14 protein-coding genes are annotated in these 16044 nt (G+C 71.1%); 7 read left to right on the top strand and 7 right to left on the bottom strand.

Annotated elements, in window-relative coordinates; all coding sequences use genetic code 11:
• Positions 1-96: 96 nt before the first annotated feature.
• The 3 genes from KY661_RS24195 (at position 97) to KY661_RS24185 (ending at position 3040) form a co-directional block, all read left to right on the top strand.
• A complete protein-coding gene (locus KY661_RS24195) occupies positions 97-735 on the top strand; it encodes a hypothetical protein (protein WP_225412463.1) in 639 nt (212 codons plus the stop codon).
• A gap of 86 nt (positions 736-821) precedes the next feature.
• The gene (locus KY661_RS24190; protein WP_225412462.1) at positions 822-1841 is read left to right on the top strand and encodes a dipeptide epimerase; all 1020 of its coding nucleotides are present in this window, start codon (positions 822-824) and stop codon (positions 1839-1841) included.
• Positions 1838-3040 carry a DUF819 family protein gene (locus KY661_RS24185; protein ID WP_225412461.1) on the top strand — a complete coding sequence of 401 codons (1203 nt, stop codon included), beginning with the start codon at positions 1838-1840 and terminating at the stop codon, positions 3038-3040. The genes KY661_RS24190 and KY661_RS24185 overlap by 4 nt, the downstream gene beginning before the upstream one ends.
• Here KY661_RS24185 and KY661_RS24180 read toward each other — a convergent pair.
• Positions 3030-4760 carry a metallophosphoesterase gene (locus KY661_RS24180; RefSeq protein WP_225412568.1) on the bottom strand — a complete coding sequence of 577 codons (1731 nt, stop codon included), beginning with the start codon at positions 4758-4760 and terminating at the stop codon, positions 3030-3032. The genes KY661_RS24185 and KY661_RS24180 overlap by 11 nt on opposite strands.
• Positions 4761-4897: 137 nt before the next feature.
• On the opposite strand from KY661_RS24180, the gene KY661_RS24175 reads away from it, so the two are divergent.
• Positions 4898-5353 (top strand): acyl-CoA thioesterase, encoded by a 456-nt coding sequence (locus KY661_RS24175; RefSeq protein WP_225412460.1) that lies wholly within the window; start codon positions 4898-4900, stop codon positions 5351-5353.
• 17 nt (positions 5354-5370) lie between these two features.
• Here KY661_RS24175 and KY661_RS24170 read toward each other — a convergent pair whose 3' ends face one another.
• Entirely contained in the window at positions 5371-6327 is a 957-nt protein-coding gene (locus tag KY661_RS24170; RefSeq protein WP_225412459.1) for an aldo/keto reductase, read from the bottom strand.
• A 197-nt stretch (positions 6328-6524) separates the two neighbouring features.
• On the opposite strand from KY661_RS24170, the gene KY661_RS24165 reads away from it, so the two are divergent.
• Positions 6525-8132 (top strand): aminotransferase class III-fold pyridoxal phosphate-dependent enzyme, encoded by a 1608-nt coding sequence (locus KY661_RS24165; RefSeq protein ID WP_225412458.1) that lies wholly within the window; start codon positions 6525-6527, stop codon positions 8130-8132.
• Position 8133: 1 nt separating this feature from the next.
• Here KY661_RS24165 and KY661_RS24160 read toward each other — a convergent pair whose 3' ends face one another.
• The 3 genes from KY661_RS24160 to KY661_RS24150 form a co-directional block, all read right to left on the bottom strand.
• Positions 8134-8901, bottom strand: coding sequence for a lysophospholipid acyltransferase family protein (locus tag KY661_RS24160; protein WP_225412457.1), 768 nt, complete (start codon positions 8899-8901; stop codon positions 8134-8136).
• Positions 8902-9050: 149 nt separating this feature from the next.
• On the bottom strand, positions 9051-9455 hold the full coding sequence (locus KY661_RS24155) for a RidA family protein (protein WP_225412456.1): 405 nt from the start codon (positions 9453-9455) through the stop codon (positions 9051-9053).
• Between the two features lie 30 nt (positions 9456-9485).
• A complete protein-coding gene (locus KY661_RS24150) occupies positions 9486-11171 on the bottom strand; it encodes an RluA family pseudouridine synthase (protein WP_225412455.1) in 1686 nt (561 codons plus the stop codon).
• Positions 11172-11218: 47 nt separating this feature from the next.
• Between KY661_RS24150 and rnhA the strand changes: the two genes are divergently transcribed.
• Positions 11219-11686 carry a ribonuclease HI gene (gene rnhA / locus KY661_RS24145; protein WP_075008817.1) on the top strand — a complete coding sequence of 156 codons (468 nt, stop codon included), beginning with the start codon at positions 11219-11221 and terminating at the stop codon, positions 11684-11686.
• Between the two features lie 112 nt (positions 11687-11798).
• Entirely contained in the window at positions 11799-13151 is a 1353-nt protein-coding gene (locus KY661_RS24140; protein WP_225412567.1) for a sigma 54-interacting transcriptional regulator, read from the top strand.
• 3 nt (positions 13152-13154) lie between these two features.
• Here KY661_RS24140 and KY661_RS24135 read toward each other — a convergent pair whose 3' ends face one another.
• Together KY661_RS24135 and KY661_RS24130 are read right to left on the bottom strand one after the other, a co-directional pair.
• Positions 13155-14561 (bottom strand): serine/threonine-protein kinase, encoded by a 1407-nt coding sequence (locus KY661_RS24135; protein ID WP_225412454.1) that lies wholly within the window; start codon positions 14559-14561, stop codon positions 13155-13157.
• Positions 14558-16021 carry a hypothetical protein gene (locus tag KY661_RS24130; RefSeq protein WP_225412453.1) on the bottom strand — a complete coding sequence of 488 codons (1464 nt, stop codon included), beginning with the start codon at positions 16019-16021 and terminating at the stop codon, positions 14558-14560. The genes KY661_RS24135 and KY661_RS24130 overlap by 4 nt, the downstream gene beginning before the upstream one ends.
• Positions 16022-16044: the final 23 nt, after the last annotated feature.

The following is a 16044-nucleotide window of genomic DNA, read 5'->3' as shown; positions in this document are numbered from 1 at the left end:
CCAGAAATACCGTCTCCTTTCAATAAATCCATGAAGGCGCGGCGAAGCGCAGGGGATGACCCCCTGGCTCTCGACGGGCCTTTCCTGGAGAGCAACATGACCCCCCGTTTCCTGAAGCGTTTCCTGATGGGCGTGGCCTCGATCGCGGGCCTGGCTGTTCCGAGCATCGCCGCGGCACACCCCACGTGCGTGTACGTGTTCACCCACCTGGACAGCGTCACGGTCTCCACCCCCGCGGTGCCCATCTACATCCCCGCGCTGAGCGCGCTGGCGGATCCGATCCGCGTGCACGTGGATGAGACGGCGCAGACCATCCTCGGCTACTCCCTGAACCTGCCCGGCCTGAACCTGGGCACCGAGGGCACCCCGCTGTTCGCCCTGCCGGAGCTCGGCACCGTGCTTCCCCCCCTCTCCTTCACCCTGCCGGAGATCAACTACAACCCCTACCGCTGCATCGACATCGACGGCGTCGAGGTCCCCGCGATTCCCGTGAAGCTGCCGGCCTCGGCGCTCGTGCTGCCGGGCTTCTTCGCGGACATCGGCGAGGTGATCTTCAACATCGGCGGCCAGGAGACGAAGATCCTGGGCAAGCTGTTCCGCTTCAACGGCAAGCAGATCATCTTCCCCGAGCTGAACCTGGGCACCCCCGCCATCCCGGTGGGCACGCCGCAGAAGAGCATCGAGCTCCACCTCGACGGCTCATGGAAGGTGATTCGTTACCTGGCGCCCAACTAAGCGGAACGTAGGAACGAAGTCGCAGAGCACTCCGCTTCCCAGGGCATCGTGCTAGAGGGCTCTCATTCTCCCGGGAGCCCTCGCCCATGTCTCTGGTCCTGACCGCCCACGTTCTCGAGCTGCCGCTTCGCCATGCCTGGACGATTGCCCGGGGGACCAGTACCTCCAAGCGCAACGTCCTCGTGGAGCTGCGCTCGGGGGCGCTCACCGGGCGGGGGGAGGCAGCACCCAACGTCCGGTATGGGGAGTCCGCGGAGACGGTGCTGGAGGCCCTTCAGGTCCTCGCGCCGGTGGTGGAGGGGGCCGACCCCCGCCACTTCCGGGAGGTGTCGGAGGCGCTCCAGGCCGCCGTGCCGGGCCACGGCGCGGCGAAGGCGGCGGTGGACATCGCCCTGCACGACCTGGCCGCGCAGCTGATGGACGTTCCGCTGTACCGGCTGTGGGGGGTGAACCCGGCGCGCATGCCCCTCACCTCGTTCTCCATCGGCATCGATGAGCCGGAGACGCTCGCGCGCAAGGTGCAGGAGGCCGCGCCGTACCCGGTGCTCAAGGTGAAGCTGGGCGCAGGCCGCGTGCGCGAGGTGTTCGGCGCGGTGCGCCAGGCCACCTCCAAGGTGATTCGCGTGGATGCCAACGAGGCCTGGCGCCCCGACGAGGCGCTGGCGCACATCGAATGGCTGGCCACGCAAGGGGTGGAGCTGGTGGAGCAGCCCCTGCCCGCGGCGGACGTGGAGGGTGCCCGGTGGCTGCGCGCCCGCTCGCCCCTGCCGCTGGTGGCGGACGAGGCCCTCCTCCAGGCCTCGGACGTGCCGCGCCTGGCCGAGGGCTACCACGGCATCAACATCAAGTTGCAGAAGGCAGGCGGCATCCGCGAGGCGCTGCGCACCGTCGAGGCCGCGCGGGCCTGTGGGCTGAAGGTGATGATTGGCTGCATGGTGGAGACCGCCGTGGGCATCGCGGCCGGGGCCCACCTGGGCCCCCTGGCGGACTGGTTGGACCTGGACGGCAACCTGCTGCTCGCGGAGGACCCCTTCGTGGGGCACCCGGTGGAGGAGGGGCGCATCCGGCTGGGCGAGGGCGTGGGGCTGGGCGTGAGGGCCCGGTGAGTCCGGCGCTCATTCAAGAGCCCATGGCGGTGTTCGCCGTGCTGCTGGGCGTGCTCGGGCTCCTGGTGCTCGCGGACCGGCACCCGACGATCCACCGCTTCTTCGGCGTGGTGCCGCTCATCGTCTTCATCTACTTCGTGCCCACGGCGCTCTCGAACCTGGGCGTGATTCCCCTCCAGTCCGAGCTGTACCGCTTCGTGCGCGTGTACCTGCTGCCCGCGAGCCTGGTGCTGCTGGTGCTCTCGGTGGACCTGCCCTCCATTGCCCGGCTGGGGCGCAACGCCGTGGTGCTCTTCCTGGCGGGCGCGGCGGGCATCATCCTCGGCGGGCCCCTGGCGTACCTGGCGCTGGGGGGCCTGGTGCCGGCGGAGCTGGGGGACCAGGCTTGGAAGGGGCTGGCGGCGCTGAGCGGCTCGTGGATTGGGGGCAGCGCGAACTTCGTGGCCATTGGCCAGAGCGTGGGCGCCTCGGACAGCACGCTGAGCATGATGGTGGTGGTGGATGTGGGCGTCTCCAACATCTGGACGGCGGTGCTGCTGTCCTTCGCGGGCCGCGAGAAGACGATGGACGCGCGCCTGGGCGCGGACCGGCGCACGCTGGAGGCGGTGCGGCAGGAGGTGGAGCTGCTCCAGGCGGGGAGCGCGCGGCCGGCGAGCCTGGCGGACCTGCTGTGGATGCTGGGCATCGCCTTCGGTGTCACCGTGGCGTGCACGGCGCTGGCGCGCGAGCTGCCGGACCTGGGCACCATGGTGACGGGCTTCACGTGGGTGGTGCTGCTGGTGACGGCGGTGGGCGTGGGGCTGTCCTTCACCCCGGCGCGCAAGCTGGAGGGCGCGGGGGCGAGCCGCCTGGGCTCGGTGCTCCTGTACCTGCTGATCGCCACCATCGGCGCGCAGGCGGAGTTCCGAAGGCTCCTGGATGCGCCCGCGCTCGTGGCGGTGGGCATGGTGTGGATGGCCTTCCACGCGGCGGTGATTCTCGGGGTGCGGCGCTGGCTCAAGGCGCCCATCTTCTTCGCGGCGGTGGGCTCCCAGGCGAACGTGGGCGGGACGGCTTCCGCCTCGGTGGTGGCCGCGGCCTTCCACCCCGCCCTGGCCCCCGTGGGGGTGCTGCTCGCCGTGCTGGGCTACGTGCTGGGCACCTACGGGGGGCTCTTGTGCGCGCTCCTGCTGGAGCAGGTCCACCACCTCATTCGTTGAAGCGCTCCTCGCCCTCGTCGGTCCAGTTCCGCGCGTTCAGGTTCACGCGGATGGGCGCTTCGATGAGGTAGGGCTCGGTGGCGTCCGGGTCATCGGGCGCGTAGGCGGGGTGGGAGGGCCCGGCGTGGGTCTCCTTCCACTGGCGGGGCACGCGCTCCACGCCCACGGGGTAGATGGTGAGGCAGCCCGCTGTATCGATTTTCAGGCGCAGGAAGTTCTTGTAGTCGGCCACCGCCAGCGCGCCGAACGCCTCGTTCGAGTGGGCGAGGAAGCCGTTGACGCTCACCCAGAAGTAGAGGCCGCTCACGAAGGGCCCCACCAGGAACCCGAAGAGGAAGGTGAAGGCCGAGGAGAGGAAGAACTTGCCGGCCAGGTGCGGCCAGCCTCCCGCGCACAGCGTGGGGTCCGTGGCCAGCCGCTCCGCGCAGATGTCCAGGCCGCTCACGGTGAGGTAGGTGCCACCCCAGGCGCAGAAGAACGCGGCCACGATGTGGCCCAGGCCGTGCGAGAGGCCCATCACCCACTTCCAGCGCCCAAAGGCCGCATCCGCGAACGCGCCCAGGCTCAGCAGGGTGATGATGCCCAGCCCCATGCTCCACGGCCGCGTAATCATGGAGTAGGCCACCGAGGAGAGCACGTCGGGCAGCCCGGCGAACCCCAGGTGGCCCACCTCGGCGTAGGCCGCCAGCGCCAGCGACAGGTAGAGCGTGCCGGTAATCAGCCCGAAGAGCGGGCTGTGGCGGATGAGCAGCAGGTTGCCCCGGGCAATCTTTCGAGACGTCTTCTCGTCCGGGAAGCTCTTGCGCACCGTGTAGCCGTCCAGCAGCACGTCCGCCTTGGGCGCGTGCGTGGGGTGCAGGAAGGCGCCGCCGCCGCCGGCGGTGATTTTCTGCTGCCCCTCGGGGTTCTCGTGCCGCCGGTAGTGGTGCAAGTCTCCAGCGAGGAAGACGCTGATGCGCTTGCCCAGCACCTTCTCCTGGAGATACTCGAGGTTGTTCTCCAGGTAGCCGCGGCGGCGCTTGGTGTTGGCGGCGTGAATCCAGGCCGGCTCGGCGTTGCAGAGGATGACGCGGTCGGTGGGCTCCATGCGCGAGGCCACCTGGCGGAAGTACTCCACCTGGGGCACGTCGATGTCGCTGTTGAGCTGCACGTCGGTGCCCAGCAGCCACCAGCCGCGGGGCAGCTTCAGCGCGAAGTAGCTCCGGCTCTGGCGCGTGCGCCGGCCCGCCACCCACCGCCGGGCGCAGAACAGCCGCAGGAAGGCCGCCAGCCCGTCGTACCAGTCATGGTTGCCTGGAATGACGAACAGGTCCGGGCTGGGCGGCGGCGAGCGGCGCAGGGCCGCCTCGTAGGGCTGCACGAGCCGCTCCTCGTACGTCTCGCGGCTGGCGCCCGGGTACACCGTGTCCCCGCCGAAGACGAGCACCTGGCCGCGCTGGGTGGCGTGCCCGGTCCCCTCGGGCGTCTGGAGCGTCAGCTCGGCCAGCGCCAGCAGCCGGGCGATGCAGTAGGTGGAGTTCCACCCGTCGCCGGTGTCCGCGACGTAGTCCAGCCATAACGCGTCCTGGCCATCCTGGAGGTTGGAGTAGTCGAAGTAGGGCTCCTGGGGGCGGACCATCGCCTCCACGAGCCGCTGGTCGGCCCGGGTCCCGAACACGGCCGCGACGATGGCGTCCAGGCTGGCGCGGATGAACTGCGCGGGGTGCAACCAGCGCACCATGTCCGCGCGGCGCTGGGGGTTCGTGGCGGTACCGCTCTCCGGAGGTGTCACAATCCGTTCACCGTCACCCAGCCTGCCCCCCCGGGTCAACCCCTGGGTAGGAATGCCCGTTCCCAGGCGGCCGTGTCTGGACCAGCATGGCCGCCATGTCTGAGACGCTGAAGGATTTTGCCATCGTCACGCCCCGCTTCCCCGTTCACTGGAGCGAGATGGATGCGTACGGCCACGTGAACAACGCACGCTTCTTCGTCTGGTTCGAGTCGGCGCGGATCGCCTACCTGGCCCGCATTGGCCTGGTGAGCTCGGGCCACTCCGGGGTGGGGCCCATCCTGGCCACCACGAGCGCGGACTACCTCAAGCCCGTCGTCTACCCGGCCTCGCTCGTGGCCGGCGCCCGCGTGGCCCGCGTGGGCCGCACCAGCCTCTCCCTGGAGCACGCGGTGGCGGACGCGGACACGGGCACCCTGTACGCGCGCGGCAGCAGCGTCATCGTGACGATTCGCTACCCGGCCTACGAGAAAATCGCCGTGCCCGCGGAGGTCCGCGCCGCCATCGAGGCGGTGGAGGGGCGCGCCTTTCCGCCCGCCCCTTGAAGCGGCCCCGGCCGTGCCTAGCTCAGGCCGTCCTCGGCCCGGGCCACCTCGGCCTCCGAGAGCCGGAAGTCCAATGCGCCGATGAAGCCGTCCACCTGCCCGGCGCTTCGGGCGCCCACGATGGCGGCGGTGACCGCGGGCTTGCGCAGCGTCCAGGCGATGGCTGCCTCGGCCGGAGAGCGGCCGTGCACCGCGGCCACCTCCCGCAGCCGGTCCACCAAGGCCAGGTGCTTGGAGAGCAGCGGCTCCTGGAAGTCCCGGCTGTTGCGCCGCCAGTCGTCCTTGGGGAGCTTCGCGGCGCGCTCGCGCGTCATGGCGCCCGTCAGCAGCCCCGAGGCCATGGGCGAGTAGACGATGACGCCGATGCCGTGGCGCTCGCAGAAGGGCAGGATGGCCTTCTCGATGTGGCGGTTGATGAGCGAGTAGGGCGGCTGGAGCGAGGTGATGGGCGAAATCTGGTGCGCGAACTCCAATTGCTTCTCGTCGAAGTTGGAGACGCCGATCCACCGCACCTTGCCCTGGCGCTTCAGCTCCGCCAGGGCCTTCCAGCCCTCCTCGAGGCCCTTGAGCGAGCCGCCCTCCAGCGGCCAGTGCACCTGATACAAGTCGATGGTGTCCACCTGGAGCCGGCGCAGGCTGGCCTCACATTCGCGGCGGATGGAGTCCGCGCTCAGCTCGTTGGAGACCTGGCCCTTGGCGTCCCAGACGAGCCCGCACTTGGTGAAGACATAGGGCCGGTTCGAGCGGCCCTCCAGCGCCTGGGCGACGATTTCCTCCGAGTGGCCCAGCCCATACACCGCCGCGGTGTCGATCCAGTTGATGCCCAGCTCCAACGCACGGTGGATGGAGCGGACGGACTGCGCGTCATCCTGAGGGCCCCAGGCGAACGCATAGCCCGCGCCCCCGATGGCCCAGGCGCCAAAGCCAATCGGGGTGATGTGAAGGTCGGAATTGCCCAGCTGCCGTGTCTCCATGCGCGCGCCTCCTTGTGTACGCGGGCGTGAGTCTCCGGCGCCGGTGCAGGGGAACAAGGGTTTTGGGCGCCGATTGTGGACGGCTGAGCGATGCACAGCGCGGCGCAAAAGGAAATGCGCGCGGAGGGTCATGGAAAGAATTCCCTGTATAAGGTATATCCCTTAGATACCTTAAATACACGTATTAGGGATAATGCATGAAACCAGAGCGCACGCGGACGCAGGTCTTGAAGAATCCCTCCCGTTCCACGCAAAAGGCCGCGGCGCGCGTGGTGGGCCGGAAGGCGCCAGCCCTGCGCAAGCCGGTGAAGTCCAAGGCCCCCTCGGCCGGGGAGCGCCGGTCGGCCGTGGTGGGGGCCTACTTCAAGTCGCTCTTCTCTCAGCCGTGGATGCAAGACCTGACCGCGGACCTGATGCGGCGCCAGCCGAAGTCCAACGCGCGCATGGAGGAACTGCGCAAGCACTCGGTGACGAACGCGGGTTTCTGGCCGTTCTTCTCCATCTTCATGCCGCTGTGCATCGAGCGCGCCGAGGGCGGGCGGCTGTATGACATTGACGGCAACGAGTACCTGGATTGCTTCCTGGGCTTTGGCGCGCAGAGCCTCCATGGCCACAACCCGGAGCCCGTCGTCCAGGCGGTGAAGGGGCTCTTGGGCAAGAGCGTGGGCAACGCGTACGCCTCGTCGCTCGAGCTGGAGTACGTGAAGCTGCTCAAGGAGTTCATGCCGCACCGCGAGCGGTTCGCCTTCCAGAACTCCGGCAGCGACGCCACCTCGGCGGCCATCCGCCTGGCGCGCGCGCACTCGGGGCGCCGGCTCGTGGTGCGGTTCGAGGGCAGCATCAATGGCCAGCACGACGTGGTGGCCTACAACTCGCACGCCGCCTTCTACGGCCACCCGCTGCTGCCCTACCCCACGGCGAAGGGCCCCATGGTGCCGCTGCGCTGTTTCAACCGGGGGGCGCAGGTGCTGGGCAAGGAGGACCTGCTCATCCTGACGTTCAATGATCCGGCGTCGCTGGACATCATCAAGAAGCGCAAGAACGAGATCGCCTGTGTGCTCACCGAGCCCATTCCCACGGCGTTCCCCTTCCCGGACAAGGCCATCCCGTTCGTGAGGGAACTGGGCGAGGTGTGCCGCAAGTCCGGCGTGCTGCTCGTGCTCGACGAGGTCCACTCGGGCTTCCGGTATGGCCCCGGCGGCGTGACGGGCACCGAGAACCTGCACGCGGACCTGGTCACCTACGGCAAGGTCATCACCGCGCTGGGGCTGCCGCTAAGCGCGATTGGCGGGCGCTCGGACATCCTGGAGCGGGCGGCCTCCAGCGGCCAGGCCATCCACGACTACGGGCAGAAAACGTTCCTGGCCACCACGCACATCAACAACCACCTGGCCCTGGCCGCCTCGCACGCCTCGCTGTCGCTGCTCAAGCAAAAGGGCGAGGGCTTCTACACGCGCACGCGCCAGAAGGCGCAGTTTCTGCGCGGCGCCATCTCCCAGGTGAAGGTGAATGACGAGGTGTCGCTGCAGCTGCCGGGCTGGGGCGAGTTCTTCGGCTACATGTCCTTCATGCGCAACGGCGCGCCGATGAACAGCACGCGCGACTTCATCCAGGCCACCTACCCCGCGGCCAACGTCGTGCTGGCGCTGCTGCTGCGCCGCAAGGGGCTGTACTACCACGGCGTGCCCTACTTCTACACGGGCGATGGCCACACGATGGGGGACCTGGGCTTCGCGGTGGAGAAGATCCACGAGGCCGTGGGCGAGATGACGCAGAACGGCTTCTCCTTCGACATCTCCGGGTGAGTCAGTGCGGCCGCGGCCGCTCCTCCCCGGGGGAGGACACCGGCCGCGGGCCTCCCGGCACCCCGGGCCCCGGCCGCCGCGCGTATTCCCCCTGGTACTCCGGGGGCAGCAGGGCCGCCACGCGGCGCATGATGGCGTCGGCCAGGGCCTGACGGGAGTCCTGGGCGCCCTCCACCTCCTCGTGGAGATCCTCCACGCGGAACGGGGCGCCGATGCGCACGGTGATGCGGGCGCGGTGCAGCCGCTCGCCCCCCATGTTCCGCTCGTCGATGGGCATCATCCGCTCGGTGCCCGTGAGGGCCACGGGCACCACGGGGACCCTGGCCCTGCGGGCGATGAGGCTCACGCCCCGCTTGGCCCGGAGCAGGGCGCCCGTCCGGCTGCGGCCGCCCTCCGGGAAGACGAGCACGGAGCGGCCTTGCTGGAGCGCGATGACCGCGCAGCGCAGTGCCTCCACGTCCGGGGAGCCGGGACGGATGAAGATGGTGTCCACGGCCTCGGCGGCCAAGCGCGTCATCGGCGTGCTCCGCAGCTTCACCCCCGCCACGAACCACACCCGCAGGGGCTGGAGGGCCCGCTGCAGCGTGAGCCCATCCGCGTTGGACAGGTGGTTGCACACGTAGAGGGCGGGGCCCAGGGGCAGGTGCTCACGCCCCGTCACCTGCATGTCGGCGTAGCGGGCCCACACCGCGTCAATCACCCGCCGCACCGCGGCACGGCGAGGGCGCTCCGGCAGCCAGTTCAGGACGGCGAAGAGGGTGTTCATCATCGCGAGGGCTCCTGCGTCAAACGTAGGGAGCCCCGGCCCGCGCGGGAACCGGCCTGTCCGGGAGGGGGGCTGACCGGAACCCTTTCCCCTGGAAGCGCTGGTGCCCCCGCATGCCTGGCTGCCGGGGCGCCGTCCTGGGCCGCGGGGCGTCAGGGAATGACGGCGATGGCCTCGATTTCGACGAGCAGCTCGGGCAGGGCGAGCGCCTCGACGCCGAGATAGGTGTTGGGAGCCGGCTCCGCGCCTTCGTAGAAGGCTTTGATTTCACCGAGCACGATGCCCAGCTTGTCCGGCGTGTGTTTCACCACGTAGGTGCGCAGGCGCACGAGGTCCGTGGGCCGCGCGCCCACGGCGGTGAGCACCCCCTTGAGGTTCTCCAACACCTGGCGGGTCTGCCGGGCCAGGTCGCCCTCGCCCACGAGGTCGCCCTTCGCGTTCCAGGCCACCTGCCCCGCCAGGTGCAGCGTCCGGCCTCCGTGCTGGAGGGCCGCGTGGGAGAAGCCATACTGAACGCTGTTGTAGAGGTTCGGCGGGTTCACGAGTTCACGGGGCATCGGCGGGGGCTCCTGAGGACTGCGGGGAAATCAGAAGGGCGCGGGCCGCTCGAAGGAGACGCGCTGTCCCGTGGCGGGGTGCCGGAACGCGAGCGCCTCGGCGTGCAGCAGCAGGCGGGCCTCCTCGCGTCCGTAGAGGCGGTCCCCCACGATGGGGGCTCCCAGGCCGAGCGGGTGGGCCGCGTGCACGCGCAGCTGGTGCGTCCTGCCGGTGTGGGGCGTGAGGGCCACCCGGGTGCGGGCGCCGCGCCGTTCGAGCACCCGCCATTGCGTGAGCGCGGGCTTGCCGTGCACGGGGTCATGAATCTGCCGGGGCCGGTCGTGCAGGTCCACGCGCAGGGGCATGGCGATGGTGCCCGCCTCCCCGCGCACAGGGCCGTCGAGCCAGGCCACGTAGCGCTTGTCCACCTCCCGGTGGAGGAACTGCCGTTGCAGCACGGCGTGGGTGCGCGAATCCAGGGCAGCCACGAGCAGCCCCGAGGTGTCCAGGTCCAGCCGGTGCACGAGCAGCGGCCCCGCCGCGTGCGGGTACCGTGCCCGGAGCCGGGTGAGCACCGAGTCCCGCAGCGCCTCGCCTTTTCCCGGCACGGACAGCAGGCCCCAGGGCTTGTCGAGCACCACGAGCCACGCATCCTCGAAGACGATGGCGAGCTCTCCGGCCGGCCCCGGGGCCACCGGGGGTGAGAAGGCGCGCGGGGCGGAGACGGTGAGGCCCTCCAGCAGGAAGGGGAGCAGCGGGCCACACTTCTCGCGGCAGGCCCCATAGAAGGCGCCAGAGACGCGGCCCCCCGTGGCCGGTGGCGCGCCCCACCAGAACTCGGCGAGCGCCAGCGGGCGCAGCCCCTGGGCGAAGGCGAAGGCGAGGAGCTTGGGCGCGGCGCAGTCGGCGGCCCCCGAGGGCGGCTCGCCGGGGGCGAACACGTCCCGCAGGGGGCGGTGCGCGCCCCGCGCGTTGCGCAGGGCGTAGGTGCCGTGAATCCGCTTCATGAGCGCCCGGCAGACGATGCGCCGCAAGCGCTCCAGCGCCCCGAGCCGCCGCTCCAGCCGGGCCAGGGCCGGCGCCTCCGTGCGCTGCTCCTGTTCCTGGGCCGCCTCCTGCTTGCGGCGCTCCGCCTTGTCGCCGCGGCTCTCCTGGTCGAGCGCATGGAGTGCCTGGCGCCGCTCCTCCTCGCGCAGGGCGGAGGCGGCCGTCAGCGCCTGGCGCCGCGCGTGGCGCTGGTGGCGCCGGGTCTCATGCCGGGCCTTCAGCTCCGCCCGCTCCCGCGCGTGGCGGTGCTGCCGGGCCTCCTGCGCCGCCTGGAGCTGGGGGCGCTCCGGGGCGGTGCGCAGCGCCTCGGCGCGCGAGAGCAGGGCCTTCACGGTGGCCTCCCCGGCGGGCTCCAGGGCCTCCCGCGCCTGCCGGTCGAAGAGCGGGGGGACGAAGCCCTCGTGCTCCCACCGTCCCGCCAGCATGCCGGAGAAGGCGCGGAGAAAGCCGATGCGGCCCTCGGGCGTCTGGACGGCCAGCACGCCGAACATCTTGCCCCCCTCGGGGGCCTCCAGCAGCGCGGTGGGGACGCCGGGCGCCACCGTCCCTGTCCGCAGCTCCGCCTGGAGCACCCGCGCGGCCCGCTCGGCCAGCGCGTGAGGGCCCCGGGCATCAAAGGGGCTGGGGAAGGCGGGCGGCAGCTCCTCCGGGGAAGGCGGGGGCTCCAATGGCGTGACCCACGGTCTCACACCCCTTCGGTAGCACGAAACCGGGCCTCGCATAGAATGCCTCGCGCATGGCGTTGCCCCTGGTCCATATCTATTGTGACGGTGCCTGTTCGCCCAACCCGGGCATTGGCGGGTGGGGCTCCATCCTCGTCTCCCCGGCGCATGGCCACGCGCGCCGGGAGCTGAGCGGGGCCGAGCCGGAGACGACCAACAACCGCATGGAGCTGACCGCGGCGCTGATGGCCCTGCGCGCGCTGAAGGCCCCCTGCCAGGTGCAGCTCTTCACGGATTCGCAGTACGTGCGCAACGCCTTCCAGGAGAAGTGGCTGGACAGGTGGCAGCGCACCGGGTGGAAGACCGCGGCCAAGCAGCCGGTGCAGAACGCGGATCTCTGGCAGGCCCTGCTAACGCAGACCCAGGTCCACCAGGTGACGTGGAACTGGGTCCGGGGCCACTCCGGGCATGTGGAGAACGAGCGGGCGGACGCCATGGCGGTGGCCGCGCGGCTGGCGCTGGCCGCCAAGCTCGGGCGTTGACACTGCCCGCGAGGCGCGGGGACCGTCCGCAACGAATGGTGGTACCTTGTCCCCCATGCCTCCGTCAGACCGGAATCGCACGACCCTTTCCCTGCCGGCCGTGGACCAGGAGATGAACGCCGAGGGCACGGCCGAGGGCGGCAACCTCCAGGAGACGCTTCCCTACGAGCACGCGCGACTGCCCGGCTCCACGCCCGTGGTGCGCCGCTTCCGGCTCACCATCGTCGAGGGCCCGGGCATGGGCGCCATCTGGGAGTCCGCCTCGGACGTGTGCTCCATCGGCTCGCACCCGCTCAACGACTTCCCGCTGGATGACTCCACCGTGTCGCGCTTCCACTGCGAGGTGCGCATCGGGCCCAAGGGCTCCCGGGTGAAGGACCTGGACAGCACCAACGGCGTCATCGTCGATGGGGTGCAGGTGGCGGACGCATACCTGCGCGGCGGCAGCCTGCTGCGGCTGGGGCGCATGGTGCTGCGCTTCGACTTCAGCTCGGAGACCAACCGGCTCCAAATCTCCGAGAACATGCGCTTCGGCTCGCTGATTGGCACCTCGGTGGCCATGCGCGCCTGCTTCGCGCTGCTGGAGCGCGCCTCGGCCCGGGACGTGACGGTGCTCCTGGAGGGGGAGACGGGGACGGGCAAGAGCCAGGCGGCCCTCGCCGTCCATCAGGCGAGCAGCCGGCGCGACAAGCCCTTCATCGTCGTGGACTGCGGCGCCATCCCCTCGAACCTCCTGGAGAGCGAGCTGTTCGGCCACGAGAAGGGTGCCTTCACGGGGGCCATGGTCCGGCGCGCGGGGGCCTTCGAGGAGGCCCACGGGGGCACCGTCTTCCTGGACGAGATTGGCGAGCTGCCCCCGGAGCTGCAGCCCAAGCTGTTGCGCGTGCTGGAGACGCGGGAGATCCGCCGCGTGGGCAGCAACACGTACCAGCCGGTGGACATCCGCCTCATCGCCGCCACGCACCGGGACTTGCGCGCGGAGGTGAACGCGGGCCGCTTCCGCTCGGACCTCTTCTTCCGGCTGGCGGTGCTGCGCATCCTCCAGCCATCCCTGCGCCAGCGCCCCGAGGACCTGCCGCTGCTCGTGGATGGCATCCTCTCCGCGCTGGGCGCGGACCCGGAGCGCACGGGCGCGCTGCGCACGCCGGAGTTCATCGCGCGGCTGCGGCACGCGGCGTGGCCTGGCAACGTGCGCGAGCTGCGCAACTACCTGGAGCGGTGCCTCGTCTTCGAGGACGCGCTGGCGCTCTCCGAGGAGGAGGCCGGCCCCGGCGGCCCCATGGAGCTGGATCCGGGCAAGCCCTACGCGGATCAGCGGCGCCGGGTGGTGGATGACTTCGAGCGGCGCTACCTGCGCGTGCTCCTGGAGAAGCACCAGGGCAAGGTGGCCCAGGCCGCGGTGACCGCGGGCATGGACCGGGTGCACCTCTACCGGCTGCTGCGCCGCCACGGCATCAAGCCCTGAGCGTCACCGCAGGCCCATGACGCGGCGGTGGCCCCTGGGGGCCTGCTCCCGCAGGGGCTCGGCGAGGAAGTCCGTCTCCAGCCCCTGCAGCGCCGCCTCGGTGACGATGAGCGCATGGCCGGGCGTGGCCACCGCCCAGCCCGACAGGCACAGCAGGCCGCCCGTGCCCGAGGGCATGCCACAGGCCTTCTCCCGCCACCGCCGCGCGGCATCCACGTGCACGGTGACGTTCAGCGTGACGTGGGGCGGGCTCGTCATCGCCTCGGCGATGCGCACCAGGGCCAGCGCCGAGGCCAGCAGCCGGGCGCGGGCCTCGCGCTCCTCGCGCGCCCCCTCCGGCAGCACCGCCACCGCGAGCATGCAGCCAGCGCCTTCCACGCGCACGGTGAGCCCCGCCTCGCGCGCCATGGCGCTCGCGCTCTCCAGCAGGCCGTCCATCCGCTCCAGCGCGGCGCCGTCCGGCTCGCCCTCCACGCACGCCTCGGCGTACAGCGCCAGGGTGCGCTCGGGGGCGAGCGTGCCCGGGCCGCCGTGGACCGCGCGCCGCAGCGCCTCCAGCATCGCCGCCACGGTGGGGTAGCGCTCCTCGCGCCGCTTCTGCAGGCAGCGGTGGACCACCGCGTCCAGGGCCGCGGGCACCGGCGCGCGCTCGCTGGGCCGCGGTGGGGGCGCGTGCAGGTGCTGCTCCTCCACCTCGTGCGGCGTGGCGCCCAGGAAGGGCGGCGTGCCCGTCACCAGGTGGAACAGCAAGAGGCCCAGGGCATACAGGTCCGTGCGCGCGTCGGGCGGCTCGCCGCGGATCTGCTCGGGGGCCATGAACAGCGGGGTGCCGAGCACCGCGCCGGTCTGCGTGAGCGAGGAGGTGCCCGGCGTGCGCGGCGACAAGTCCTTGGCCACCCCGAAGTCCACCAGCTTCACGCGCACGGCCTCGGCGCCCCCGCGCAGGCACACCACGTTGTGCGCCTTCAGGTCCCGGTGCACCACCCCGGCCGCGTGCGCCGCCTCGAGCGCGGCGCCCACCTGCTCCAGGATTTCCAGCGCCTCGCGCGGGGAGAGGGGCCCGCGCGCGGCCAGCTCGGCGGCCAAGTCCCTTCCGGGCAGCCACTCCATGGCGATGAAGGGCCTGCCGTCGGGCAGCTCCCCGTGGCCCAGCACCTCGACGATGTGCGGGTGGTGCAGCCGCTGGAGCGTGGTGGCCTCCTGGCGGAAGCGGCGCAGCGCGGTGTGGGCCGCGGTGAAGCGCGAGTGCAAGACCTTCAGGGCCGCGGCGGCCCCTGTCTGCGTGTCCCGCGCGCGGTAGAGCCAGGAGACCGGGCCCTGGTAGTGGACGTGCTCCACCACCCAGCGGCCCACCAGCGCCCCGGGGGACAGCTCCTCGCCGTAGAGCGCTTCCTCGCCGCCGGGGCTCATGGGAGCTTGGGCATCGGCCGGGACCGGGTGCACAGGTCGGGCTTGTCGTAGTCTCCCAGCACGTCGCACGCCGAGTGGATGTAGCTGGTGATGGGGTAGTTCCACAGCGTGGTGGAGTGGTGGTCCCGGCACTTCTCGTAGTCCCCATCCCCCACCACCTGGGAGCCGTCGTCGGTGGCGCACATGGAGGAGGGGTAGGTGCGGTTGACCGGATTCACGCACGCGCCCGTCACCTGGGCGGCGCAGTTGGAGCCCGTGGACGGCAGCGCGCACACGCGGTGGGTGGCGTTGGCCACCCCGGCGCCCCAGCCCGAGTCATAGCAGGAGTACATCCGCCGGTAGACCGAGCCCTTCACCGTCTCGGGGAGGATGACCTTGCCGTCGCGCACGAAGACCTCGGCCGCCAGCGCGTCCGGGTCGAAGAGGGTGCCGTAGAAGGCCCCTTCCCGGACGCGGAAGACCGAGCTCTCGGGGAGCCGGTACTGGACGGAGGACGAGGCGGGCTGCACCGTGGCCGTGCCCAGCTGCCCGTGGGTGTAGGGCGCCGTCATCACGCTGAAGTGACCCCCGTCCGGACAGGTGAACGCCACCGAGGGCGCCACGGTGCCACAGCTGCCCTGGCTCTCGCCCAGCCACGGGAGCGTGCTCCCATGGTCGCAGCCGTGGATGCCCTCGCACACCCGGAGCACCCTCCGGGAGCCGCTGCTGGTGCCCACCGGGGCGCCCAGGCAGGTGTCGGGATCCTTCCCGCCCGCGCCCAGCACCACCCGCGTGCCCGGCTGGCAGGAGCCGATGGCATCCCCGCTCCAGCCACAGTCCCGCGCGGCGCCCACCGGGGTGCCGATGCAACCCTCGAAGCTCGCCAGCCGCTGGGAGCTGAGGGGCTCATACTCGGAAGGAGGCGTCACCGGCTCCAGCCCGAAGACGCCCGGGGTGGTGGGGTGCTCGCCGCGCAGCGACAGCTCCACGCGCAGGCCAAAGGCGTTGTTGCGGGCCAGCAGGCACGAGGACACCTGCTGCAAGCAGGCCTGGGTGGGCGCCTGGGTCTTCCACGCGGGGCAGATGCCCAGCTTGCCCTGCCAGGTCTGGGTTCCTCCCGTGGAGGGATCCACCCACGTCAGGTTCTGGCCGTTGGCCAGGGCGCAGCTCACCAGGTAGCCCATGAACTGGCGCGCGGCCGGATCCTGAAGCTGGTTGAGGATGGTGGGGTGGCCCGGGGGCGAGAACAGGGCCGCGAGCGCGTTGGTGCCCAGCAGTTGGTTGGCGATCTTGTTGGTGGACAGGGCGTTGAAGACGAGCGCCTGCGTGGACAGGGAGTTGGGAATCCGGATGGGCGCCTCGCGGCTTGCCCACGCTTCGGGCTCCTCCAGGAAGGCCGGTCCACAGCCGCCCAGTCCCGCCAGCAGGCAGAGCCACAGTCCGTGGAAAGCGGGACGCCAAAAGCGGCAACCATCCCTCATGGGGTTTCCTCCGACAAAACAGC

Source organism: Allostigmatella hybrida (assembly GCF_020103775.1).
GTDB classification, from domain to species: domain Bacteria; phylum Myxococcota; class Myxococcia; order Myxococcales; family Myxococcaceae; genus Hyalangium; species Hyalangium aurantiaca.
This window is presented reverse-complemented; position numbering and strand designations above follow the sequence as displayed.

Excerpts from the sequence above, each read along its gene's own strand:
- KY661_RS24190 (WP_225412462.1), top strand. The coding sequence starts at position 822 with ATGTCTCTGGTCCTGACCGCCCACGTTCTCGAGCTGCCGCTTCGCCAT.
- KY661_RS24195 (WP_225412463.1), top strand. The coding sequence starts at position 97 with ATGACCCCCCGTTTCCTGAAGCGTTTCCTGATGGGCGTGGCCTCGATC.
- KY661_RS24135 (WP_225412454.1), bottom strand. The coding sequence starts at position 14,561 with ATGAGCCCCGGCGGCGAGGAAGCGCTCTACGGCGAGGAGCTGTCCCCC.
- KY661_RS24155 (WP_225412456.1), bottom strand. The coding sequence starts at position 9,455 with ATGCCCCGTGAACTCGTGAACCCGCCGAACCTCTACAACAGCGTTCAG.
- KY661_RS24170 (WP_225412459.1), bottom strand. The coding sequence starts at position 6,327 with ATGGAGACACGGCAGCTGGGCAATTCCGACCTTCACATCACCCCGATT.
- KY661_RS24160 (WP_225412457.1), bottom strand. The coding sequence starts at position 8,901 with ATGATGAACACCCTCTTCGCCGTCCTGAACTGGCTGCCGGAGCGCCCT.
- KY661_RS24140 (WP_225412567.1), top strand. The coding sequence starts at position 11,799 with ATGAACGCCGAGGGCACGGCCGAGGGCGGCAACCTCCAGGAGACGCTT.
- KY661_RS24130 (WP_225412453.1), bottom strand. The coding sequence starts at position 16,021 with ATGAGGGATGGTTGCCGCTTTTGGCGTCCCGCTTTCCACGGACTGTGG.
- rnhA (WP_075008817.1), top strand. The coding sequence starts at position 11,219 with ATGGCGTTGCCCCTGGTCCATATCTATTGTGACGGTGCCTGTTCGCCC.
- KY661_RS24175 (WP_225412460.1), top strand. The coding sequence starts at position 4,898 with ATGGCCGCCATGTCTGAGACGCTGAAGGATTTTGCCATCGTCACGCCC.
- KY661_RS24180 (WP_225412568.1), bottom strand. The coding sequence starts at position 4,760 with ATGGTGCGCTGGTTGCACCCCGCGCAGTTCATCCGCGCCAGCCTGGAC.
- KY661_RS24165 (WP_225412458.1), top strand. The coding sequence starts at position 6,525 with ATGAAACCAGAGCGCACGCGGACGCAGGTCTTGAAGAATCCCTCCCGT.